General features: G+C 70.0%; 20 protein-coding genes and 1 pseudogene. 9 read left to right on the forward strand and 12 right to left on the reverse strand.

Annotated features, from left to right (window positions below; all coding sequences use genetic code 11):
- A pseudogene (locus IF20_RS37610) lies at positions 1–99 on the forward strand (IS481 family transposase); the annotation flags it as partial.
- Between the two features lie 482 nt (positions 100–581).
- Here IF20_RS37610 and IF20_RS12565 read toward each other — a convergent pair.
- Entirely contained in the window at positions 582–1493 is a 912-nt protein-coding gene (locus IF20_RS12565) for an alpha/beta hydrolase (protein ID WP_407702492.1), read from the reverse strand.
- An 82-nt stretch (positions 1494–1575) separates the two neighbouring features.
- Between IF20_RS12565 and IF20_RS12570 the strand changes: the two genes are divergently transcribed.
- On the forward strand, positions 1576–2505 hold the full coding sequence (locus tag IF20_RS12570) for a LysR family transcriptional regulator (RefSeq protein WP_052865215.1): 930 nt from the start codon (positions 1576–1578) through the stop codon (positions 2503–2505).
- Positions 2506–2699: 194 nt separating this feature from the next.
- On the opposite strand, the gene IF20_RS12575 is transcribed toward IF20_RS12570, so the two are convergent.
- The 5 genes from IF20_RS12575 to IF20_RS12595 all read right to left on the reverse strand — a co-directional run bounded on the left by IF20_RS12575 (position 2700) and on the right by IF20_RS12595 (position 9072).
- Positions 2700–4043: an MFS transporter gene (locus tag IF20_RS12575; protein WP_052865216.1), complete on the reverse strand. Its 1344-nt coding sequence runs from the start codon at positions 4041–4043 to the stop codon at positions 2700–2702.
- 139 nt (positions 4044–4182) lie between these two features.
- On the reverse strand, positions 4183–6312 hold the full coding sequence (locus tag IF20_RS12580; RefSeq protein WP_052865217.1) for an acetate--CoA ligase family protein: 2130 nt from the start codon (positions 6310–6312) through the stop codon (positions 4183–4185).
- Entirely contained in the window at positions 6309–6719 is a 411-nt protein-coding gene (locus IF20_RS12585) for a Zn-ribbon domain-containing OB-fold protein (RefSeq protein WP_052865218.1), read from the reverse strand. Before IF20_RS12585 ends, IF20_RS12580 begins: the two co-directional genes overlap by 4 nt.
- Positions 6720–6724: 5 nt before the next feature.
- On the reverse strand, positions 6725–7903 hold the full coding sequence (locus tag IF20_RS12590) for an acetyl-CoA acetyltransferase (RefSeq protein ID WP_052865219.1): 1179 nt from the start codon (positions 7901–7903) through the stop codon (positions 6725–6727).
- Positions 7900–9072: an acyl-CoA dehydrogenase family protein gene (locus IF20_RS12595; protein ID WP_052865220.1), complete on the reverse strand. Its 1173-nt coding sequence runs from the start codon at positions 9070–9072 to the stop codon at positions 7900–7902. Before IF20_RS12595 ends, IF20_RS12590 begins: the two co-directional genes overlap by 4 nt.
- A 277-nt stretch (positions 9073–9349) precedes the next feature.
- On the opposite strand from IF20_RS12595, the gene IF20_RS12600 reads away from it, so the two are divergent.
- The 3 genes from IF20_RS12600 (at position 9350) to IF20_RS12610 (ending at position 12399) form a co-directional block, all read left to right on the forward strand.
- On the forward strand, positions 9350–9976 hold the full coding sequence (locus IF20_RS12600; protein ID WP_052865221.1) for a TetR/AcrR family transcriptional regulator: 627 nt from the start codon (positions 9350–9352) through the stop codon (positions 9974–9976).
- Between the two features lie 108 nt (positions 9977–10084).
- Complete coding sequence (locus IF20_RS12605) at positions 10085–10879, forward strand: thioesterase family protein (protein WP_052865222.1); 795 nt, start codon at positions 10085–10087, stop codon at positions 10877–10879.
- Positions 10876–12399, forward strand: coding sequence for an MFS transporter (locus IF20_RS12610; RefSeq protein WP_199896572.1), 1524 nt, complete (start codon positions 10876–10878; stop codon positions 12397–12399). The genes IF20_RS12605 and IF20_RS12610 overlap by 4 nt, the downstream gene beginning before the upstream one ends.
- A gap of 2 nt (positions 12400–12401) precedes the next feature.
- Here the strand turns inward: IF20_RS12610 and IF20_RS12615 are convergent, their stop codons facing one another.
- Both IF20_RS12615 and IF20_RS12620 read right to left on the reverse strand, forming a co-directional pair.
- Positions 12402–13187 carry an ArsR/SmtB family transcription factor gene (locus IF20_RS12615; RefSeq protein WP_052865223.1) on the reverse strand — a complete coding sequence of 262 codons (786 nt, stop codon included), beginning with the start codon at positions 13185–13187 and terminating at the stop codon, positions 12402–12404.
- Positions 13188–13309: 122 nt separating this feature from the next.
- The gene (locus IF20_RS12620; RefSeq protein ID WP_052865224.1) at positions 13310–14332 is read right to left on the reverse strand and encodes an Lrp/AsnC family transcriptional regulator; all 1023 of its coding nucleotides are present in this window, start codon (positions 14330–14332) and stop codon (positions 13310–13312) included.
- Between the two features lie 120 nt (positions 14333–14452).
- Here IF20_RS12620 and IF20_RS12625 point away from each other — a divergent pair, with 120 nt between their 5' ends.
- Complete coding sequence (locus IF20_RS12625) at positions 14453–16012, forward strand: AbgT family transporter (RefSeq protein ID WP_052865225.1); 1560 nt, start codon at positions 14453–14455, stop codon at positions 16010–16012.
- Between the two features lie 58 nt (positions 16013–16070).
- Positions 16071–17249 (forward strand): M20 family metallopeptidase, encoded by a 1179-nt coding sequence (locus IF20_RS12630; RefSeq protein ID WP_052865226.1) that lies wholly within the window; start codon positions 16071–16073, stop codon positions 17247–17249.
- 5 nt (positions 17250–17254) lie between these two features.
- Here IF20_RS12630 and IF20_RS37620 read toward each other — a convergent pair whose 3' ends face one another.
- From IF20_RS37620 to IF20_RS12645, 3 genes are all read right to left on the reverse strand, one after another.
- Positions 17255–19114, reverse strand: a complete 1860-nt coding sequence (locus IF20_RS37620) for an outer membrane protein assembly factor BamB family protein (RefSeq protein WP_199896573.1) — start codon at positions 19112–19114, stop codon at positions 17255–17257.
- Positions 19115–19139: 25 nt separating this feature from the next.
- Positions 19140–19922: a hypothetical protein gene (locus IF20_RS12640; protein ID WP_052865228.1), complete on the reverse strand. Its 783-nt coding sequence runs from the start codon at positions 19920–19922 to the stop codon at positions 19140–19142.
- Between the two features lie 187 nt (positions 19923–20109).
- Positions 20110–20823, reverse strand: a complete 714-nt coding sequence (locus tag IF20_RS12645) for a class I SAM-dependent methyltransferase (protein ID WP_052865229.1) — start codon at positions 20821–20823, stop codon at positions 20110–20112.
- Positions 20824–20925: 102 nt separating this feature from the next.
- Here IF20_RS12645 and IF20_RS12650 point away from each other — a divergent pair, with 102 nt between their 5' ends.
- The gene (locus IF20_RS12650) at positions 20926–21303 is read left to right on the forward strand and encodes a nuclear transport factor 2 family protein (RefSeq protein ID WP_052865230.1); all 378 of its coding nucleotides are present in this window, start codon (positions 20926–20928) and stop codon (positions 21301–21303) included.
- 78 nt (positions 21304–21381) lie between these two features.
- Here IF20_RS12650 and IF20_RS12655 read toward each other — a convergent pair whose 3' ends face one another.
- A complete protein-coding gene (locus tag IF20_RS12655) occupies positions 21382–21702 on the reverse strand; it encodes an alpha/beta fold hydrolase (protein WP_052865231.1) in 321 nt (106 codons plus the stop codon).
- Between the two features lie 105 nt (positions 21703–21807).
- Here IF20_RS12655 and IF20_RS12660 point away from each other — a divergent pair, with 105 nt between their 5' ends.
- Positions 21808–22398: a CGNR zinc finger domain-containing protein gene (locus IF20_RS12660; protein ID WP_052865232.1), complete on the forward strand. Its 591-nt coding sequence runs from the start codon at positions 21808–21810 to the stop codon at positions 22396–22398.
- Positions 22399–22503: the final 105 nt, after the last annotated feature.

Genomic DNA, 22503 nt, shown 5'->3' on the forward strand with positions numbered 1-22503 from the left:
GACTTCCTGCACACCTACAACTACCATCGCTGCCACACCGCACTCGGAGGCCAGCCACCCATCACCCGCGTCAACAACCCTGCGGGTCAATACACCTAGCGCCTGGATCAATCCTGGCCATGACCTTCCTGCTGCCTGCCGGCCTCGTCGACGAATCCGATCGCTCCGGCCTCCAGGCGAGCGAGGAAGTCGCGCGGGCAGCCGGAACGCCATTCGTCAGCTGAGCTGATCCGGAGTCACAACACGATCAGCGGCCTCGCGGATCTGGCGGATTTGGCGGCAACATCCTCAGGCCTACTGCCTACCGGCATCCGCGCCACCGTGGACTGCTCGGCGGATGACGTTGTTGCCGGCCGGGCGGGCCCGTAGGGCCGCGAGGGATGAGCTCATCGGACCTACCCGGCCAGGACGAGCTGCACCGCGCCGGGGCCTGCGCGCAAGCCGGTTGGATGGCTGTGAGCCGCGACCTGTCCGATCGTCGGGTTGAGCAGCTGCACGAATGGCGCGCTGAGCACCACCGGTACAACCACCGAACACAGCCACCGGCGGCAGCCACAGGAGGGGCAGCCACCGGCGGCCGGTCACCGGACCAGCGTCTCGGCAAGTTGCTGTGGCCGGGCTGCGAAGGGGGTGTGGCTGCCCGGCAGGGTGTGGACGGTGAACGGTTCGTCCGGCATGGTCCGGTCGGCCTCCGCGATCATCAGGTCCTGTATGGCGGTCGGCAGCGCCTGGTCCTCCGCGCAGCGCAGGAAGGTGCGTGGGATACGGCCCCACCGCGCCGCGGTCAGGAGGACGGGGGTCGCCGGAATGGCCAGCGGCAGGTCGGGGCTGAGCGCGGAGCGCCAGCGGTCGAAGCGGTCCGCGGGCGTGTCGTGGTAGTGGGTCTGCCGTAGTTCCTCGACGTAGGCGGGGTCCGGGGAGAGCGGGTCGATCCGTACGGCGCCCAGCGCCTGGGGATCGCCGAGGTTGAGGCTCCGTCCCCGTGCGGCGGCGTTCTCCGGAGTGCTGAGGTAGTCGAAGAAGCGGGGGCGGCCGCCGGGGACGAACGCGGAGAGGTAGACGATGCGGTCGACCAGTTCGGGCGCGCGCTCCGCGGCCAGCGAGGCGGGGCCGCCGCCCGCGCTGTGGGCGACGAGTACGACACGGCGGTAGCGGCGGACCCGGCGCAGTGTGTCCAGGACGACAGCGGCGCAGTCGTCCATCGTCACGTCGGCGAGCTGCGAGCGTTGGGTCAGCAGACCGGGGCGGCCGGGCAGCAGGTACCCGCTGAGCAAGGGGGCGTCGAAGCCGTGCCCAGGCAGGTCGACGGCCACGCTCGCGGCGCCGAGGCCGGCGAGGGCGCGTTGTGTCGCCGCCCACTGCCACGAGCCGTGCCAGGCACCGTGGACCAGGACGAAGACGGTGTGGTGCAGGCCGTGCTTGGTGTCGTGCTTCCGGTCGTTTCGCAGGTCGTTCCGCGGAGTGTCGTGCAGGGGTGGCGTCATGGCTCCCATCCCACTGGGAAGTGGAGGAGCCATCCAGCGAAAGATATGGAAAGCTGAGCGGCGATACCTGTTGTGTATGGGGAGGTTGGTCGTGGAGGCGCGGCATCTGCGGTATGCGCTCGCCCTCGCCGAGCACGGGCACTTCGGCCGGGCGGCCCGCGCGTTGGGGATCGCGCAGCCTCCGCTGTCCAAGCAGATCGCCGACCTGGAGCGCGAGACCGGGGCCCGGCTGTTCGACCGCACGCGCCGGGGCGTGTTTCCCACCGCCGCCGGTGAGGCGTTCCTCGCCCGGGCGCGGCGGGCGCTTCAGGAGATGACGGCGGCCACGGTGGATGCGGGCCGGGCAGCGCGCGGCGAGACGGGCCGGCTGCGTCTGGGGTTCATCGCGTCCGCGCTGCTCGCGCCGCTGCCGGACGTGTTGGGCCGGTTCGGTCGCGAGCGGCCCGATGTGCGGCTGGAACTGCACGAGATGGCATCCAGCCGCAGCGCATCCGCCCTCATCGCAGGAGAACTGGACGTGGCCGTCACCCTCGGACCGCCGCGGGGCGCCGGAGCCGAGCACCTGGTGTCCGTACCGATCGGCCACGACCATCTGATCGCCGTCGTCAGCAGCGCACACCCCTACGCCGGGCAGGAGTCGGTGACCCTGGACCAGCTACGGCGCCGGCCGCTGATCGTGGCCGCCGGGGAGGACGAGCCCGCGGTCACCGCCGGGCTGCGCACCCTGCTGGGCGAGGACTCCCCCGCGCTGATCGGTGCGACCTTCGCCAGGGACGTGCACACGATCATCGGCCTGGCCGCCTGCGGAGTCGGCGTGGGACTCGGGCCCTCCCGCATGCTGTCGGCCCCACGCCCGGGCGTCCGCTTCTGCGAAGTGACCCCGCGTACGGCGCTGCCCGACCTCATCCTGTCCTTCACCGACGAGGACCGCTCTCCGGCGCTGGGCGCCTTCCTCGACACCGTCCGCAGGAACTGCCCCGACGTCGGTGCCGCACTCGACCGGCGGCTGAGCCATGCGTGATGCACACCGCGGTCTGTGCGCGCCATGACCCGGGTCTCGCCGGTTCTCGGCGGTTCTCGGCGGTTCTCGCCGGGGCTTCCTGACGAGAACCCCGAGCGCTGTTGCAGGGCGACGGCGGCGGCAGGCCGGTGATCTCCCTCGGCCCGGGGGCGCGCCGACCTGGAGGGCGGACGCTGGAGTCCGTCTTCGGTGGGTCAGTCGGTCGGACCGGGGTGCACCGCGGCCGTGGAGGACTCGGCGGTGGTAGCCCTCGGCTGTGAGAAAGACTCCGGGTTCGGCTTCGGGCGGCGCCACGGGCCGCGGAAGAGGAGCGACGCGGGGATGAAGAGGGCCATGCAGCCCACCGCGATGAACAGCCAGCCGTGCCAGCCGTGTGACTCGACCACGTGCGGCACGAGTACCAGCACCACGACCGCCACGCCCTTGGTCAGGAAGGTGAACACTCCCCAGGCGGTGCCCTGCAGTCGTGGGTCGATGTCCTCGGCGTTCTCCGAGTAGTTCGCCATCCACGGTCCGTAGGCGCATCCCATGGCGCCGCCGAGGAGCGCGCCGGTGACGGCGATGTGCAGGTGCGAGACGTCTTCGCGCCCGATGAGGCTCGCCAGATACGCGGTGAGGAGCGCGGCGGCCAATGTGCCGGCCGTACCGAGTGGCTTGCGCAGCTGCAGTCGGTCGGAGACGCGGCCGGCCACGATGAGGGTGAGGATGTTCAGCACCCAGAACGCCGACATGACCTGCGAGGCCGTCGCGGCGTCCAGGTGGAAGCTGTCCGCGAGCATGGTCTGCCCGTAGAGGGTGAGCGTGATGTAGAGGACCAGCCAGCAGGCGATGGCCACCACATGGGCCCAGATGGTGCGCTGCGCGAACAGGTCGCGGACGCGGGGCGGTGTGGCATGGTCCGCCCGGCTGATCGCTTCCTGCTCGGTGCGGAGGATGCGGGCCCGCAGTTCCGGTGAGAGGTCCGCGATGTTGAAAGCGATCACCACGGAGAGCACGAGGGACACCGCGCCCATGATGACGAACTGCGACCGCCAGGAGTCGTCGAAGAGCGGCAGGGTGAGGCTCGCGACCGTAGCGGCCAGGAAGCTCGCCCCGACCGGCCCCCAGGTCCAGAAGCCGAAGGCCTGCGCGCGGCCCATCCGCGGCGAGAAGTCCCGCACCAGCGGCGCGGTCCCGGCCATGGCCATGCCGTCCACGACGGACAACACGGCTCTGACGGTGAGGAGTTGACCGGCCGTGTGGACCGTCGTCATCAGGAAGCAGCACACCGCGGTGAGCATCAGCAGGGGCACGATGAGCCGGACCCGGCCCACGGTGTCGGTGAGCCGGCCGCCGACGGCCGAGGCGATGGCTCCGGCGACGAGTGCCGCCGCCGAGACGGCTCCGTAGGTGCTCAGTGTGATGTGCAGATCCTTGAGGAGCAGCGGGACCACCGGAGCGATCTGCCCCTCGTAGGAGGCGATCAGGACAGCGAGTACGGCCATGGAGAGGATGCGCATCCGTTGTCCGGTGGTCGGGTACTCGTCGAGCTCACGCACGGGGAAGAGCCTCATTGCGCTACCCGCCCTTTCGGTGAAGGGAGCCCCCGAGAATGCCTCGGTGGGTGAGGAGGGGTGTGCCGGGTGTGCGGATGTGGGGGGGGACGTACTGAGCAGGCTGTTCGTGATCTTGGTCGGTTCAGGCCCAGGTGACGAGGGCGTCCAGTGCTTCCACCCGTGAACCCCGCACCAGGAGCGGGTTGACCTCCAGCGACTCCAGGCGGGGGCCCAGCGATCGGGCGAGTTCGCCGATGCGCACCACTGCTTCGGCCACGGCGTCGAGGTCGGCCGGCTCGGTGCCCCGCGCGCCGTCGAGCAGCCGGGCTCCTCGCAGCTCCCCCAGGGCGCTTCGCACGTCCGCCGGGGTGACGGGCAGCAGGCGCAGTGCCGAGTCGGCGAGGATCTCGACCCAGATGCCACCGAGCGCGACGGCGAGGGTGAGGCCCCAGGTCGGGTCGCGGACGATGCCGACGAGGAGTTCCGTCCCGCCGCTGCGCTGCGGTTGGACGAGGACGGGAGCGGCGGCTCCGTGGCCGTGGTGCCGCAGTGTGTCCCGTACCTCCCTGAAGGCATCGCGTACTGCGTCGGGCCCGTCGAGGTCCAGTCGGACGCCGCCGATGTCGCTCTTGTGCTGCAGCCCTTCGGCCGCTGCCTTGAGGACGACGGGGTAGCCCACGCGCTCGGCGGCCGCGACCGCCTCGTCCTCGTCGGCGGTGAGGGTGGAGGGGACGACGGGTACGCCATGGTCGGCGAGGAGTCGTGCGGCCCGGTGTTCCGTCCACACCTCCCCCGGCTGCCCGATGGTGACGGCCGCGGGGGCGGGCGCCGGTGGTTGCGTACGGAGTACGTCGGGCAGTGACCGAGACCACCCCACGGCCGCGCCCAGCGCCTTCATGGTGTGATCGATGCCGCCGGCGACATGCGGGAATCCGGTCTCCGCCTGCAGGCCGCGGCCGGTCTCGGTGACGTCGGTGAGGACGTTGCCGCTGACCACGACCGGCTTGTCGGTCCGCCGGATGGCCTCGGCGAAGGCCCCGAAGTACGCGCGCGCCGCCTCGGGGTCGGCCGGCGGAACACGGGGCAGATCGACGAGGGCGAGCACCGCGTCGATGCCGGGGTCGGCGGCGACGGTGTCCAGCGCACGAGGCAGGAGGGTGCGGTCGACCAGCACGTATCCGGTGACGTCGAGCGGGTTCTGTACGGTGGCGAAGTCCGGCACGGCCTCCTTGAGCCGGGCCGTGGTCTCCGGCGCGAACGGTGGGATCTCCAGCCCCTCCTGTTCCGCGCGGTCGGCGATGATCTCGCAGGCGCCACCGGAGGGGGTGACCACGCCGATCCGTCCGCCCGGCAGCGGCCCGGTTCGGGCGAGCAGCCCGGCGGTGAGGACCAGCTCCTCCAGCGAGTGAGCGCGGATGACGCCGAGCTGCCGGAAGGCCGCGTCGACGACACGGTCGTCGCCGACGAGCGCACCGGTGTGTGCCTGGGCGGTACGCGAGGCGAGGCGGCTGGCACCGATCTTCAATGCGACGATCGGCTTGCCCGCCTCGGCCGCGCGGCGGGCTACCCGGGCGAACTCGTCCGGGTGGCGCACCGTTTCGAGGAAGAGGGCGATGACCTCGGTCGCCGGATCGTCGACCAGGTGGTCGATGACGTCCGTGACGCTGAGGGACATCTCGTTGCCCATCGAGGTGAGCAGGGCCAGGCCGACGTTGCGGGCGTGCATGAAGGTGAGTACGGCGCTGGCGAGCGCACCGCTCTGCAGCACCACGGAGACCGGGCCGGCCGGCGGCGGCTGGGTGATGGCGAGACCGTACGGGGTGATGGAGGCGGCGGCGTTGACGTAGCCGTTGCCGTTCGGGCCCAGGACGTTGAGGCCCTGTTCCCGGACGAAGGAGTGGAGTTCTTCCTCGCGCCTGCGGCCCTCGGGCCCTGTCTCGCCGAATCCTGCGGTGAGGATGACGTAGTTGCGGATGCCGAGTCGGGCGCCTTCGCGCAGCACGTCGAGCACGGCCGGTGTCGGCACCATGACGAAGGCGAGATCGACCGGCTCGCCGATGTCGGTGAGGCTCTTGCACGCCTTCTGGCCGTGCACCTCCGGCGAGCGGGGGTTGACGAGGTGGACGGAACCGGTGAAACCCTGGGTGAGCAGGTTCTGGTACGTGCTCAGCGACCAGCCCGACTTGTCGGTGGCACCGACGAGGGCGATGGACTTCGGGGCGAACAGACCCCGCAGCGAGGTGTCCCGGCCGGTCCGCACGCCGGCGGTCATGCCCCCACCTCCGCGCGGAAACAGGGGAGTTGGGGAGCGTCCGGCGCGTCGTCGAGCCGCGTCACCCGCAGGCGTACGCGGTCGCCGATCGCCACCGGTGTCTCGCCGACGATCCTGGACATCATCCGGACTCCCTCATCGAGGTCGATCAGAGCGATGGTGAACGGGACCTGCTCCGCGAAGGCCCCGAAGGCGCGGTGGACGACGGTCTTGGAGTACACCGTCCCGGTGCCGGCCGCGAGCAGGGGCTCCAGCCCCTCGCCGAAGCAGTGCGGACAGACGACCCGCGCGGGAAAGACGGCGCGTGCGCAGTCTCGGCAGCGCTGCAGGCGCAGCTCACCCAGGGCGACACCGTCCCAGAACGGCTTGGATTCGGCGTCGATGACAATGGACGGCAGGTCCGGCATGCTCCTCAGCTCCTGGAGAGGACGACGGTCGAGGTGGACGAGAGCACGCCTCCGGTGCCGTGGACGAGGGCGAGCTCCGCTCCCTCGACCTGGCGACCCGGCCGGCCTGGCTGGTCTGGCTGGTCTGGCTGGTCCCGGAAGTCGCCGCGCAGCTGCCGGGTGGCCTCGATGAGCAGGAAGATTCCGTACATGCCCGGGTGGGTGTACGAGAGGCCGCCGCCGTTGGTGTTCATCGGCAGCTCGCCGCCGGGTGCCGTACGGCCTGCCGCGACGAACCGGCCGGCCTCCCCCGGCTTGCAGAAACCCAGCGATTCCAGGGTGAGCAGCACCGTGATGGTGAAGGAGTCGTAGATCGCCAGCAGGTCCACGTCCTCGTGCGTCACGCCGGCGCGCTCCAGCGCGAGCGGCCCGGTGCGGGCGGCTCCGGTCACGGTGAGGTCCGGCATCTGGGAGATGGATGTGTGGGTGGTGGTTTCGGCGTGGCCGCGGACGACGACGGGGCGGGTGGCCACGTCCTGCCAGCGGTCCTCCGCGGCGACCACGACCGCGCCCCCGCCATCGGTGACGAGGCAGCAGTCGAGTTTGTGCAGCGGCTCGGCGATCAGTGGTGAGGCGAGGACGTCGGCCACGGTGATGGGGTCGCGGTGGTAGGCGCGCGGGTTGCGGGCCGCCCACTGCCGCGCGCTCACCGCGACCTCGGCCAGTTCTTCGCTCGTCACGCCGTACTCATGCATGTAGCGCGCGGCGGCCAGCGCGTACGCGCCCACGGGCTGGGGCAGGCCGAAGGGCTGCTCGTACTGCTCGGTCAGCGTCCCGGGGCGCGGCCGGCCGCGGGTGCGGTCGCTGCGTTGGGTGCTGCCGTAGGTGATCAGGGCGACGTCGATGAGGCCGGCCTCGATCGCCGCCGTCGCGTGGCCGATGTGGGCCTCGAAGGAGGAGCCACCGATGTTGGTTCCGTCGAGGTGGTCGGGGTGCATGCCGAGGTACTCGGCGAGCGTCAGGGCCGGGGCCCAGGACCAGTTTCCCGCGGTGAACAGCCCGTCCACGTCGCCGAGTGTCAGGCCCGCCTCGGCGAGTGCCGCGCTGCTCGCCCGGGCCTGCTGGGAGAGCACGGTCAGGTGCGGCGTTCTGCCGAGCTCGGACTCGGCGACGCCGACGATCGCCGCGCGGCGCCGCGGGCTCACTCGCCGATCCCGCCCAGTCGCACGTGCCCCTTGAGGAGGTTGCGCGCGATCGTACGCTTCTGGATCTCGTCGGTGCCCTCGAAGATTCGCAGGAGGCGCAGCTCGCGGTACCAGCGCTCGATGGGCAGTTCCTTGGTGTAGCCCATGCCGCCGTGGATCTGCAGGACGCGGTCGACGACCTGGTTGGCCATCACGGCACCGTTGAGCTTGGCGATGGAGGAGGCGTGCCGGGCGTCGAGGCCCTGCTGCACCCGCCAGGCGGCGTAGAGGGTGAGCCACTTCGCGGACTCGATCTCCACCTGCGAATCGGCGATGTGCCACTGGATCGCCTGGTAGTCGGCGATGGGCCGGCCCATGGAGTGCCGGGTCCGGGCGTAGTCGACGGCCATCTGCAGCATCCGCTCAGCGGAGCCGATGGCGCGGGCCGGGATGAGGTAGCGGCCCTGGCCGATCCACTGCATGGCGAGCGCGAAACCCTTGCCGACCTCGCCGAGGACGTTGCACCCCGGTACGCGTACCTCGTCGAAGACGAGCGAGGCCGGGCCCCACTGGCCCATGGTCGCGATCGGCTCGGACTTCCAGCCCATGTCGCGGTCGACGAGGAAACAGGTGACGCCGCCGTCGGCGCCCTTGTCCGGGTCGGTGACCGCGAACACCATCACGAAGTCCGCCTCGTTGCCGCCGGTGATGAAGGTCTTCTCGCCGGTGATCAGCCAGTCGTCGCCGTCGCGCACGGCACGCGTGCGGATGTTGCGGGCGTCGGAGCCGGCGCCGGGCTCGGTGATGGCGAAGCAGGAGCGGCGCTCGCCCTCGATGGTGGGCAGGAGGTACTGCTGCTTCTGCTCGTCGTTGCAGGCGTAGAGGATGTTGTCGGCACTGCCGCCGAAGCTGAAGGGGACGAAGGTCCGGCCGGTCTCCATGGCGATGATCGCCGACATCACCGCACCGAGGTCCATCCCGCCGTACTCCTCGGGGGTGTTGACGCCCCAGAAGCCGGATCTGCGTGCCTTGGCGCGGAGGTCGGCGATGACCTCCGGCAGGACGCCCGGCTGCCCGGCCCGTTCGTTGCGCAGTACCTCCTGCTCCAGCGGCATCACTTCCTTGGTGATGAACGCCCGGACGGTGTCCCGGATCTGGCGTTCCTCGGTGGAAAGTGCGAAGTCGACCATTGCAGTGTCCCTTCCGAAGGTTCCAAAAGCGGGCCGGATGACGAGCGCCCGACGGTCACGCATTCCTAGAACGCGAATCTAGGAATGCGTTCAACTTGCCTGCAGGCCGGCAAGCGGTCAAGAGGCCAGAAGAACTTCAACCGCACGTCTGGCGCGTCGTGTTCAAGGATTCTAAAATCCGATTCGGTATGACGAGAGAGGTCGTCGGTATGGTGAGAGAGGCCGTCGGTGTGGCGGGAGAGGCCGGACGGCGGCCCCACAGCTGGGGGCGACTCGGATGACACGCAAGGCTGAGCGGACCTCGGGCAAGGGCAACGCCTGGCAGTGGAGCCGCACGGAGCAGACCCGGCGCGCCCTCCTCGACGCCGCCCGTGAGGTCTTCTGCGAGAAGGGCTTCGCCGACACGGCGATCGTTGCGGTGGTACGCCGGGCCGGCTCCAGTGTCGGCAGTCTCTACCACCACTTCGGCGGCAAGACGGAGCTGTTCGTCGCCCTGTGGGAGGACTACGAGGACGCCCGCGAACACGACGCCTCCGAGGCGGTGGCCCAGGCCAAAGCGGCGGGCGAGAAGGATCCGCTGGAGCTCTTCCTCGTCGGCACCCGGAGCTTCCTGGAGGGTTGCTGGCGCCGGCGGGACCTGGTCAGGCTGTGGATGGACGGCGACGGACCGCCCGGCTTCGAGCTGATGCGCCGGGCGCGCGGCCGCCAGTGGATCCGGCAGAACGCCGTACTTCTCGAAGCCGGCAGCGAACCCGTCGACCGGCTCGTCGTCGGCGTCCTGACCTCGATCATCGGTGAGGCCGGCCGGGAGATCGGCACCTGCTCGCGCAAGCGGGACGCCGACGCGATCTGTCACGCCACCATCGCCCTCATCCGCAGGCTCGACCCCCTCAATGTCTCGTGACCATGTCGTCTCGTGACCATGTCACTGAACATGCCGCCTGAGCACGCCGCTTGAGCGTCACCGCACATCGGCGCGGCCCGCACGGGACCGTGCAGGAAGGGAACACGCGTGGCCCAGACCGAAGACGAGGCGTCCTACTTCACCCTCCGCGACGACACCTTCGTACCCGAGTCGCACGCCCGCGGGTGGTGGGCGCCCGGCACCCTGCACGGTCGCCTCCTGGGCGGTCTGGCCGCGCGGGAGCTGGAGCGTGCGCACGCCGAGGAAGGGCTGCACTTCGCCCGGCTCACCGTCGACCTGTTCCGCACCGCCCCCTTCGCCCCCGTCCGGGTCAGCACGGAGCGCGTACGCGACGGGCGGCGCATCCGCGTCGTCGACGCCGTCGTCCACGGCGAGCGCGATGGCCTGCCGCTGGCGCGCGTCAGCGCGGTACTGCTGCGTACCAGCACACCGCCGCCGGGACACATCCCCGCCACCGGGCCGTGGGACGCACCGCCACCGGAGCAGCTGCCCGCCTCGCACGAGCACCAGCACTTCTGGCGGTTCGACGAGGAGCTGCAGCCGGTGCGGGAGTGGCGCGGCGACCAGCGGCGCCGGGCCTGGCTGCGCGAAACCCGCCCGCTCGTCGCCGGCGAGGCCCTCTCCCCCCTCGTCCGCGTGGCCCTGGCGGGTGACACCGCCAGTCCGCTCGCCCACGCGAGCGACGAGGGTCTGCAGTACATCAACGCCGACTACACCCTGTGCCTGAGCCGGCTGCCGCTGAGCGACGCAATCGGCCTGGAGGCCAAGGCGCACACGGCCGAGGACGGCATCGCCGTGGGCCACTGCACCCTGTACGACGCGGCGGGTCCCATCGGCTACTGCGCCACCACGGCGATCGCCAACACCGCACCGCCCCGGTGAGCGCCGATCCCGCTCCGCCAACGGCCCGCGAGTCCGCCCGAGAGGAGTCCGACCGGCTGCGCTACGCCTGGCGGGCCTTGTCGGTCGTCGGCCTCGCGAGCGTCATGACGGCACTGGGCAGCAGCGCCCTCAACGTCGCCCTGCCCGAGGTGGTACGGCACTTCCACGCCGGCGCCACCGTCGGGAACTGGATGCTGCTGTGCTACATGCTCACCAACACCGTCCTGATGGTCGCCTTCGGCCGGCTGGCCGACATGTTCGGCCGATCCCGGCTCTACCTGGTCGGCCTGCTCACCTACACCGTGGCCTCGCTGCTACTCGGGCTGGCTCCCCATGCGGGGGTGCTGATCGCGCTGCAGGCGGTGCAGGCGGCGGGCGGGGCCATGCTGCTCGCCAACAGTGCGGCCCTGCTGACCGACGCGTTCCCCGAGCGTCACCTCGCGCGCGGGATGGGCGTCTACATCGCCTCTTTCTCGGTCGCCCAACTGCTCGGTCCCACGCTCGGCGGCTTCCTCGCCGACCGGTTCGGCTGGCAGTGGGTGTTCTGGTACAACGTGCCGGTCGGCGTGGTCTGCCTCGTCTGGGGCGCGCTGGTGCTCCGCCGTGTCGCCCCCGCGGGCAAGGAGCGCGGCATCGACATCCAGGGCAATGTGCTCCTCCTGCTCTGCCTCGGCAGTCTGCTGTTCGGCCTCTCGCAGGCCGGCGACCGCGGCTGGGGCGATCCGGTGGTCCTCACCGGGGTGCTCGCCTTCGGCGCCCTGTTGCCCGTCTTCCTGCTGGTCGAGCGGCGCAGTGCGCATCCCGTCGTCGACCTGCGGCTGTTCCGCGATCCCGCCGTCGCGTACAGCCTCCTCGCCTCCTTCCTCAACACCGTCTCGCGGATGTGCGTCGTGCTGCTCGTCGCGCTCTTCTACCAGTCGGTGCACGGAGCGGACCCGGTATCGGCCGGCGCGAGAGTGCTGCCGCTTCCCCTCGCCGCGATGCTCGCCTCCGCCACGTCCGGGCTGCTCCAGGCCCGGCTGCAGGCCCGAACGGTCGCGGCCCTCGGCGCCTGCGTGTGCACCGCAGGGCTGGTCACCCTGCTTCTCGTGCTCTCCACGACAGCCGCCTATCCGCCGATCGCCGCGGCGCTCGCCCTCATCGGCCTCGGCTCGGGGCTCTTCATGCCGTCCAACGCGACCGCGCTCATGCACGGGCTGCCCAGCTGGCGGATCGGGGTGGTCAACGGACTACGGCTCACCGTGCAGAACTGCGGTGTGGTCATGAGCGCGGCCCTGGCACTGACCCTGATCACCGGTCCCGTACCGCACGATCTGCGTCGGCACGTCCTGGACGGCACTCTCTCCCGTGTCGCTCCCCGCGCCGTCCGGGAGCTGCTCGACGGCTACCACCTGGCGCTGTCCGTTCTTGCCGCGGTCTCGCTCCTCTCGGTCGCCGCCGCCCTCGGCGCCCGCGCCCGACGCCGGAACGCCACGCCGGGTGTCCGTACGCAGCAGAGCGTCACCAGTGAGTCCGCGTGAGGTCAGGACTTCTCCAGGATCGTCTTGAGGTGCGACATCATCATGATCCAGCCGCCGCTGACACCTTCAAGCATCTTGGAGTCGGCCGAGGTGAAGCCGTCATGGGTGATGGTCAGCTTCATACCCAACTCCGGGTCCTCGGCCGGTTCGATGTCGAAGGCGACCTTCGAGCGCTCCTTGGCGGCCTCGGCGAACTCCGCGTCGCTCATGCCGAACATCTCCTGATGCATCGGCTGCAGCGTGTGCCAGGTGTAGGCAAGCCTCCTGCCGGGCTCCGACTCGGTGACGACCTGGCCGAGGTCCTGCGGCGCACCGCCGTCCTCGACCGGCCACAGCACCTTCGAGCCGACCTTCCAGTCCGAGGAGGGCGCCCAGCCCCCGTGGTACTGCTTCAGGAATTCCGGGCTGGTCAGCCCTTCCCACAGCTTCTCGGGTGTGGTGTCGATGTAGATCGTGTAGACGAACTCGGGCTTGCTCATCGCCGTTCCTTCCAGGGCGTGCTTCAGGTTGCTGAGCGCGGCCATCCGGTCCCGCTCGTACTGGCCGATCCAGCGGTCGGCAAGGTCGTGGATGGGCACCGGATTGAGGTAGTGCAGCCTCTCCCGGCCGTGCCGGACCGTCGTCACCAGGCCCGCGCCCTCCAGCACGGCCAGGTGCTTGGACACCGCCTGCCTGGTCATCTCCAGCCCCGCGCACAGTTCACGCAGGCTCTGCCCGGTCCGCTCGTTCAGTCGGTCCAACAGTCGCCGGCGACTCGCGTCCGCGAGCGCCTTGAACACCTCGTCCATGCCATCCACCCCTCACCACGAGATTGGCAACCGTTTGGTTGCATGTCAAGCCGACAGGCGGACCACCCAGACCGACCCCACCCGCTGCCCCGGCTCCCTCCGCCGGCGCCGCGGGTGACGGCTCACAGCAGGCTCGGCGGGTGGAAGGCGCCGAGGCCTGAGGTCAGGTCCCGGTCCAGCCAGTAGCGGCGTGGGCTCGCGAGCATGACGTCGACGCTGACGGCGGTGACGCCCGGGATCTCGGCCAGCTCGTTGTCGATGAAGAGCGCCAGCGCGGCGCGGTCGGTGACCAGGCCCGTGGCGAGGACGGACAGGTCGCTGGCGACGTGGGCCGCGAGCCGGGTCTGGGGCAGTCGGTCGATACGGCGCATGACGTCGGGGGTTTCGCCCGGGGCCACCCGTAGGCGGAGCAGGAAAGGGGTCTGGAAGCCGAGCCATTCCGAGACGACTTCCAGGCGCGGTTTGACCCACCCCTCGTCGAGGACCCGGCGTACGACGCGGTGCGCGGTGGAGGTGGCCAGGCCGGCGGCTCGGCCGATGCTTGCCGCGGATGCGCGGCCGTCCTGGATCAGCTGGCTGACGACGGCGCGTTCGGCCTGGTTGAGCGGTTTGGCGGGCGGCGTCGGGGTGGCGGTGCCTTCGGGGCGGACGCCGAGCTTCAGCAGGTCGGCACGTTCGCTGTCGGTGAGGAACCGGGGGTCCCAGGTGATGCCCCGGCGCAGCGTACTGAGGGCGGGCAGGGCGTTGACGCGGCGGACGCCGGGGACGGAGAACATCCGGTCGATCGCCTCGCTGGTGGCGGCCTCGGAGGGGGCGTGGACGACCGCGTAGAGGGGGTAGTCGCCGGAGAGCTGCGCCAGGAACTGCAGGTGCGGCAGGTCGCGGAGCCGGTCCAGGACGGTCAGCGGGGTTTCGCCGGTGATGTCCAGGAGGACGTGGACCGGCATCGCCCTGGAGTGCATTCCCCAGTCGGCCTGCCCGATCACCCGCACCATCCTGGCCTCGGACAGCCGGTCGTAACGGCGTTTGAGCGTGCTGGCGTCGGCGGCCAGGATCCCGGCGATGTCGTCCCAAGTGGCCCTGGGCGCCAGATGGAGCGCGCCGATGAGACGGCGGTCGAGATCGTCGAGGAGAGGGGGGCTCATGGCGCCTCACCCTAGTCGGGTCCGCCATTTAATCCCACCGTTACTTCCCACCTCTAGAGAATCTCTCACCGGAGTGCCAGTGTTCGCCGGAACATCCCTCCGACGGACGAAGAGGTACCGATGAGTGCCACCGCCGCTCAGCCTCAGCCTCAGCCGACCGAGCCCCGGTCCAGAGTCCTGCGCGCCGCGTTCCGGAGTTTGGCGGTCATCGAGAAGGCCGGTAACAAACTTCCCCACCCCTTCTGGCTGTTCTGGATCCTCGCGGCGGTCGTCGCCGTCCTCAGCGCCGTACTGGCGGGGGTCGGTGTCAGTGCCGTGCACCCGGGCACGCACAAGACCATCGTGGTGCAGAATCTGCTGAGCAAGGACGGCCTCACCATGGCCGTCGAGGACGCCGTCGACAACTTCGCGGCCTTCCCGCCGCTGGCCACCATCCTCATCGTGATGTTCGGCATCGCCGTCGCCGAGCGGAGCGGACTGTTCGCCACCCTGCTGCGCCGCATGGTCGCGCGGGTGCCGGGCAGATACCTCACCTTCGCCCTGTCGCTGACGGCCATGGTCGGCCATGTCGCCGGCGACGCCGCCTACGTCACCCTCATCCCGCTCGGCGCGATGATCTACCGGGCGGCGGGGCGCAGCCCGGTACTCGGCTGCATCGTCGCCTACGTCTCGGTCTCCGCCGGTTACGACGCCTCCCCCTCGCTCACCACCACCGACGTGCTGCTGTCCTCGATCTCCACCGCCGCCGCCCACACCATCGACGCGGGCCACGTCGTCACCCCGGTGGCCAACTACTTCTTCGGTCTCGCCTCGTCGGTGCTGGTGGCGCTGGTGATCACGCTCGTCGTCGACAAGGTCCTCGCCCGCCGCGCGGATCTGGAGCCGGACGAGCCGGCCGCCGCACCGGACGCCGCGGAGCTGAAGGCCATCGAGGTCACCGCCCAGCAGCGCAAGGCACTACGCGTGACGGGGCTGGTCGCCCTCGGTTTCCTCGCCCTTCTGGCGGTGGCCATGGTTCCCTCGTCCTCACCGTTGCGCGGCGAGGGCGGCGGCCTGGTCAACTCCCCGCTGATCGGTGGGATGGCGCTCGTCCTGGGTCTGTTCTTCGCCGTGCTCGGCACCGTCCACGGCAGGATGACCGGCGCCTTCTCCACCGCCCGCGACGTCGTCGGCGCGATGGTCGACGGCGCCCGCTCGATGGCACCGATCGTGGTCCTGTTCTTCGCGATCTCCCAGTTCCTCGCCTACTTCACGTGGACGAACATCGGCGACATCCTCGCCGTGAAGGGCGCCGAGTCCCTGCGTGACCTGCACATGCACGGCTGGACCGTGCTGGTCGGCATCGCCGTGCTCATCACGTTCATGAACCTCGTCATCACCAGCGGCTCCGCGCTGTGGGCACTGGCCGCACCGGTATTCGTCCCCATGCTGATGCTGGTCGGCATCGCGCCCGAGACCACCCAGGCCGTCTACCGTGTCGCCGACTCGGTCACCAACTGCATCACCCCGATGAGCCCGTACTTCGTGATGGCCCTGGGCTTCATCCAGCAGTACCGCAAGTCCGCCGGCATCGGCACCCTGGCCTCCTTCACGATCCCCATCGCCGGCGTCGTGTGGGTCGTCTGGGTCGCGTTCTTCGTGGCCTGGTACCTGCTGGGCATCCCCTTCGGCGTCGGCTGACCCCGGCCCTTCCGCCTCCTGCCAACGATCCCCCACCTTCGTACGGAGAGAGCACGCCATGACCACCTCGCCCGCTACCGCCCTTGCCGCCCGCGCCCAGGACGTCTCCTCAGAGATCGTCGCCGACATCCTGACCCTCGTCCGCCACGAGACCAGCAGTTACGATCTGCCCGCCCTCGCCGCGGGTCTGGACCTCCTGCGCGACCTGACCGTCCAGCGGCTCGGCCGGCCCGACCACGAACAGCGCCACCCCGGTGGCGAGTGCGGCGACACTCTCACACTGACCTACACCGGCACCGGCGCCGGGCACGTCGCACTCGTCGGCCACTACGACACCGTATGGCCGACCGGCACCCTCGCGGACTGGCAGCAGCCGGAGGTCTCGGAAGACGGCCGCGCCAAGCTCGGCGGGCCGGGCATCTTCGACATGAAGGCCGGCCTGGCACAGGGGATTTGGGCCCTGCGCCTGGCCCGGGAGAGCGGCGCGCCCGTGCCCACCGTGACCTTCCTCTTCAACGGCGACGAGGAGATCGGCTCGCTGTCCTCGCGACCGGTGATCGAGGAGGTCGCGCAGCGCGTCGACGCCACGCTGGTGCTGGAGCCGACCGCCCAGGGCGCGGTCAAGACCGCCCGCAAGGGCACCGGCATCTTCCAGGTCACGGCCACCGGCATCGAGTCACACGCCGGGCTGGCGCCGCAGGAGGGGGCGAGCGCCATCACCGCGCTGTCCGAGTTCGTGGTCGCCGCCGCGGCCATCGCCGCCCCGGAGAAGGGCACCACGATCAACACCGGTCTCATCAAGGGCGGTTCCGGCGTCAATGTCGTCGCCGGGCATGCCACCGCCGGTATCGACATCCGGGTCAGCAGCGAGGCCGAGCAAGCGCGTGTCGACGCGGAACTCGACGCCATCGAGGTCAGCGACCCACGTGTCCGCATCGAGATCGACCACGCCTGGAACCGGCCGCCGATGACCCTCAACGCCGCCTCCCGCCCGCTCCTCGGTCTCGCCCGCGAGACGGCCCGCGCACAGGGCCGGGACCTGCTCGACACCGCCGTCGGCGGCGCCAGCGACGCCAACTTCGTCGCCGCGCTCGGCCGGCCCGTACTGTGCGGCATGGGCGCGGTCGGCAACGGCGCCCATGCCCAGGGCGAGTTCATCCACCCCGACACCGTGCCCGCCCAGACCGCCCTCGTCGCGGGTCTGCTCGGCCGGCTGGCACGACCTCTGCACGGCTGAGCGCGTTACGGCGTGTGTTCCGGTCCGGCGTGTTGCGAGAGGTGCTGCGCGACACGTCGTACCAGCCGCTCGGCACGCGCTTCGTCGCTCACCGAACCGACCCCGAAGACGTAACGTCCTGACACCACGGTCGCGTCGGCGATCGGCTTCTGCGCCAGGCCGGTTCTGTAGGTGTAGAGATAGAGACCGCGCCGTGGTTCCGTGACGGCGGCTGTGATGCGTCCACCCGACGCGGGAGAGCCGCCCCACGGCACGGCGCTGGCCGCGTAGGTCCGTGCGGCCTTCGCGTCGGGTGCCACCCATCGCACGGTGACGGTGAAGATGTCGCTGTCGGGTCCGGACGCCGTGGCGAAGCGGCATCCGCTCGGATGCGGCAGTTGGGTGCCCAGCACGGTGCGGCTCCCCTTCACAGGCACCTTGACATAGCCCCGGGCGAGTTTCGCGAGGAAGTCGGCGCTGAGCAGTCCGCAGGCGTGGGGCCAGTCCTTCCGCTTCGCTCCTCCCAGCGCGACGGGACTCTCCTCGTCCGTGACGCGGTGACCGGGCCGCAGGGCGGTGTAACGGGTGCCGTTCTTCTCCTCACTGCGGATGATGAGCAGTTCTCCGCTCATTCCCACGAACGTCCCGGCCACCGGCCAGGGAACCCGCGAGCCCGTCCGGCCCGCGAAATCCATCAGATTGCTCGCGCCCGGCCCCTGGCTCCGAGCGTCACCGACGGACCAGCGGGTGTCTCCGTCATACGCACCACCGGTGTGCACTCCCCCCGTGATGATCCCCCTGCCCAGCTCTCGCCCGCCGAACCAGGAACGTGCCGAGCGCGTCCACACCGGCTTCCCGGTATCCACTCGTACCGCCCGCACCGAGTCCTTTTGCGCGGCGTGCGAGGTATCCGCGTGCGAGGTATCCGCCTGTTCTCCGTCCGGGCTGTGCGTTTCCGCGAGGTACATCACTCCGCGAGCTTCTCCCAAGGGCCATCCGTCCGATCGCCGGTCGCCCTTCCGCCGCGGGACTTCCTCGCCTGATTCCGTGAAGAGCCGGAACTCGCCGTCCTTTCTCACCCCGATGGCGTTCCGGGCCGCAACGAGAGCGAGGGAAGCGTCCCAACGCCCCAGTCGCTTGTGCCAGACGATTTCTCCGCTTTCGGGATTCACGGCGTCGAGTTCCACGGCCGTGCCCGGACAGCTGCTGAGCAAGACGACGTACTTCCGCGTTGCTGCCACTTCGTAGGGGTAGACGGGCGATGCGGAAGTGTCGGGCTCACTTCTCGCGCACCGCGCAGGCACCGGCATCCGCTTTGTCCATCGTTCCTTACCGGTCCGTGGGGCAAGGCCCATGAGCCGATCGCCGGCCGCCTCGACGACGGGTCCCGGATCCGGGGCCAGGACAGGCATCCCCCCGCGGAATTCACCGCCCCCCGGCTGCGCGATCCGGCCGCCGTCGCCGGCGCCCGTATTCCACAGCTCCCGGCCCGTCGCGGGGTCGTATCCGTGCAGGGAGTCGTACCGCCACTGGAGGCCCAGATCCTTGCGGGGCACCGCGAGGACCACGTTCCCCGAGAGGCCGACCTCCTGGAACTCGTCGGAGCTTCTCACGGTGGAGAGGAGGCGTCCGTTTCGCGTATTCACCACGCTCAGCGTTCTGCCCTGCGGGATCGCCAGCATGCGGTCACTCACCGCCGGTGCGACGTCCACCGTGTCCGATGCCCTTCCAGGGGCGAGGAAGGACCACGCCACCGTCAAGGCATTCGGGCGTCCGGGAGGCTGGTCCGTTCTCCCGTGGTCACCGATCAGAAGCGCCAGGAGGCCGAGGGTGAGCACGATTCCGCACCCGGCGGACCAGACGATACGAGCACGCTTGCGGACCATGCCGTTCCCCGTTTCTGCAGAGCGGTCAGCACTTCGGTGCGGGCGTCCATCGGCAGCGTCGAGGGTTCGCCAGGAGACGGAACACGCCACCGACGGATCCCTCATAAGCAGCGCCGTACTCCGCGGCATAGCTGGTCACCGCGTACCGCCCGCCTTGGGGAGCGGGCACGGGCACCGCCGCTTCCTTCCCGTTCTGTACGTAACGGATGACCAGCCCGAATTCACGAGAGCCGGTCTCGGCCCGGAACTTCGCCGACAGGTTCACCTGCTCCCCCGGCTGCAGCGTGATGACCTTGTCGCGGAAGTACCGCTGCGTGGAATCATCCTTTCCCGTGCGGAAGACGGGCTTCGGACTGTCCATGTCCGCGAACAGGTGGATCTTGGGTTCTCCTCCGGCGTTCGGTTCGCACAGCAGCGTTCCGGAGAGGGGCGGAGAGGGGCGCAGCTTTTTCGGTTCGATGTCGATCGACGCGATGGTGAGCGAACGCGCCCCGCCCTCGAGCGTGAAGTCGACGTTCAGTTCGCCGACCCGCGCGCCTCGGTTGCGCTTGATGACCCCGCCCACGTCACCACCGGAAACGAGTTCCGCGCGATCCGCCGGCGAGGACAGCCGACGCGGCAGAGCGGTGCAGCCCGCCTCGCTCTCCTGCCTGGCGGTCACGGTGAACGGCGCGGTTGAGGGTCTTCCGGTGGGTTCACCCGTACCGGACGGGGCGGGCTCGGGTTCGCTGCCCAGACCGAGCAGGTTGAGGGCGAGCGCAGTCAGCACCGAACCGATCACGGGAATGCCCACGCCGAGCCAGAGCACCCTCGCGTGCTTCTTCCACCACGGCTCGCGCGGATCCGGCGGCGTCGACGACCGCCTACGAGTACGTACGCGCAGCGTGGTGCGGTTCCTCAACTCTCCCCCAGCGAGTAACGCGGTTTCGGCCACGCCGAGTTGAGCTGTGACCGAAGGGGTGATTGTAGAGCGAGGTGGTGGACTTGCACATGGGCTACGTACGAACGTACTGACGGAACAGCGCCCCCGATTCGTGGTCGACAGCCCGGAACCCGGCGTGCCTCAGGAGCTGCTCCGCTGTCGTCTGGGGGAACACGCGGTAGGTGGAATGTTGATGCGCCAGGACGGTGTCTCCGCGCATGACGAAGTAGTCCTTGGTGATCCGCCCGTTGCCGTCGTCGTGGACTTCCTGGACGTATTGGAGTCCATCGGGCAACGGGCGCTTCGCGGAACGGTGCGCCTCCTGGACGGACAGCAGCAGAAGCCCCCCGGGCCGCACGGCGCGGGCAAGGTTGCCCAGCCCCGCGGCGTTCTCGTCGTCCCGCAGCAGGTGGCTGCCCAGATGCGTGCCGCCGTCCTTGTCGTCGAGCCAGAGCCAGACGCCACCGACCGAGAACGCGACATCGAATGCGGGCTCCCACGTCATGCGCAGGATGTCCTGGTCGACGAGGTGCACCCGGTCGCCGAGCCGCTTCCGCGCCTGGGCCAGCATGCTCCGGCTGTGGTCGATGCCGGTGAGCCGCAGACCATCCGGAACGAGCTCCAGCAGCCGTTCGCAGGCGAGCCCCGTGCCCACCCCCAGCTCCAGGACATTCCGGCGGTCGCCGATGCGAGCCACCAGCTCGCGTGCGTAGGCGTCGTAGTCGTAATACCCCGACGTCATGATCAGGTCGTAGTGCCGGGCGAGCCCCGCATAAGAGTCGTCCACCCGAGGACGGTAGCGAGGCTCGCGGTAGATCGGTAGAACGCCTCGCGGGGGTGTCGCCGGAACCAAACCATCGTGCACCACGGCTGACGGCATAATGCGTCCATGGATCATGAAAACGCGCGCACGTTCGTCGACTCATGGGTGACGGCGTGGAACGCACACGACTTGGACGCTCTACTGACGCACTTCGCCGACGACGTGACATTCCGGTCGCCGGTGGCCGCCCAACTGCTCGGTGGTGACGGTGTGATGCGCGGCAAGGACGCGCTGCGCGCCTACTGGGCGGAGGGCCTGCGGCGCATCCCCGACCTGCGGTTCGAGGTGGTCGGCAGTTACGTCGGCGTGGACTGCCTGGTCATCAACTACCGTAACCAGAAGGGCGGTCTGGTCAACGAGGTGCTGATATTCGACGGCCCGCTGGTCACCGAGGGGTACGGCACCTACCTCGGCGAGGACGCCAATCCGGCCGGGGCCCACTGACGCTCGTACCGCCCGGAAGGGTCACGCCTGCGTCAGGGCGCACTCGACGCGTAGATCAGGGCGTACGTGCCCCCGAGATCAGGGCGTACGTGACCCGAAGAACTCCACCAGCACCTTCGCGGTGTCCTCGGGCCGGTCCTCCGCGATGAAGTGGCCGGCGCCGGGGAGGGTGGCGCGTACGGCGCCGGGGATGGCGGTGGCGAGCCGGTCGCCCGTGGTGGTGGGCAGCCAGGTGTCCTCGGCGCCCCACAGGACGAGGGTGGGTGCGGTGACCGTGTCCAGTATGGCCACGGCCTGGCGGGTGTCCTCGGACATCGGCCGGTGGACGGCGGTGCGGAGGCGGGCGGTGACGAGGTCGTCGAAGATGGGGCGACCGGTATGCGCTGACGGAGCTTCCACGGCTGCGGGCAGGAGTGGTGCGTGGTCATGCCGATCCTCCGAGCAGGAGCGACGAGGTAATGGGTACAGTCGCCTTAATCCGATTACCGTAGCAGGAGGTAAGGCTTGAAGGTCCCTTTTTCTGATTACGCGCTCGGGGCCGGCGTGGCGACCGCTCTGGTCAACACCTCCGCCCTGGTACGCAGAAGCACCGGCGAGATGCTGGTGGATCCGCCCGCGCTCAGCCGGTTCCTCGACGAGCACCGCATCGCGGCGGACGCCGTCGACCCCGATCGCGGTCCGACCCAGCGGGATCTGACGGCAGTGCTGGCGCTCCGTCAGGAAGTGCGATCCCTCCTGGAGACCGACGGCGAGGACCGCGTCGCCGAAGGCGCGAACGCATTGCTCGCGAGGGCCGGCACAGGCCCCCGCCTCGAACGGGATGCAGAGGGCCGTTGGCAGTGGTACGTCACCACCGCTCCCCGGGCCTCACTCGCCGAGGAACTGGCCGCCATGATCGGCACCGGGCTCCTGGGAGTGCTGCGCACCCTGGCCCATGACCGCATCCGCCACTGTGCCTCTCCCACGTGCGACGGAATGTTCGTCGATACGAGCAAGGCGGGCCGACGCCGGTACTGCATGCCCGAACTGTGCGGCAATCGCATCAACGTCGCCAAGCACCGAGCCCGTCGACACCCCGGCTCCGAGACGCGGTAACCGCACACCGATCCGCGGGAAGAGCCGGCCACTCCGGAGCCCGCGGACCGACCGTCCGTCGTGGATCACTCGATCGGTTGATCTTGGCGTGCGGGGGGTGTCGGC

It is taken from the genome of Streptomyces niger (assembly GCF_000718305.1).
GTDB lineage: Bacteria > Actinomycetota > Actinomycetes > Streptomycetales > Streptomycetaceae > Streptomyces > Streptomyces niger.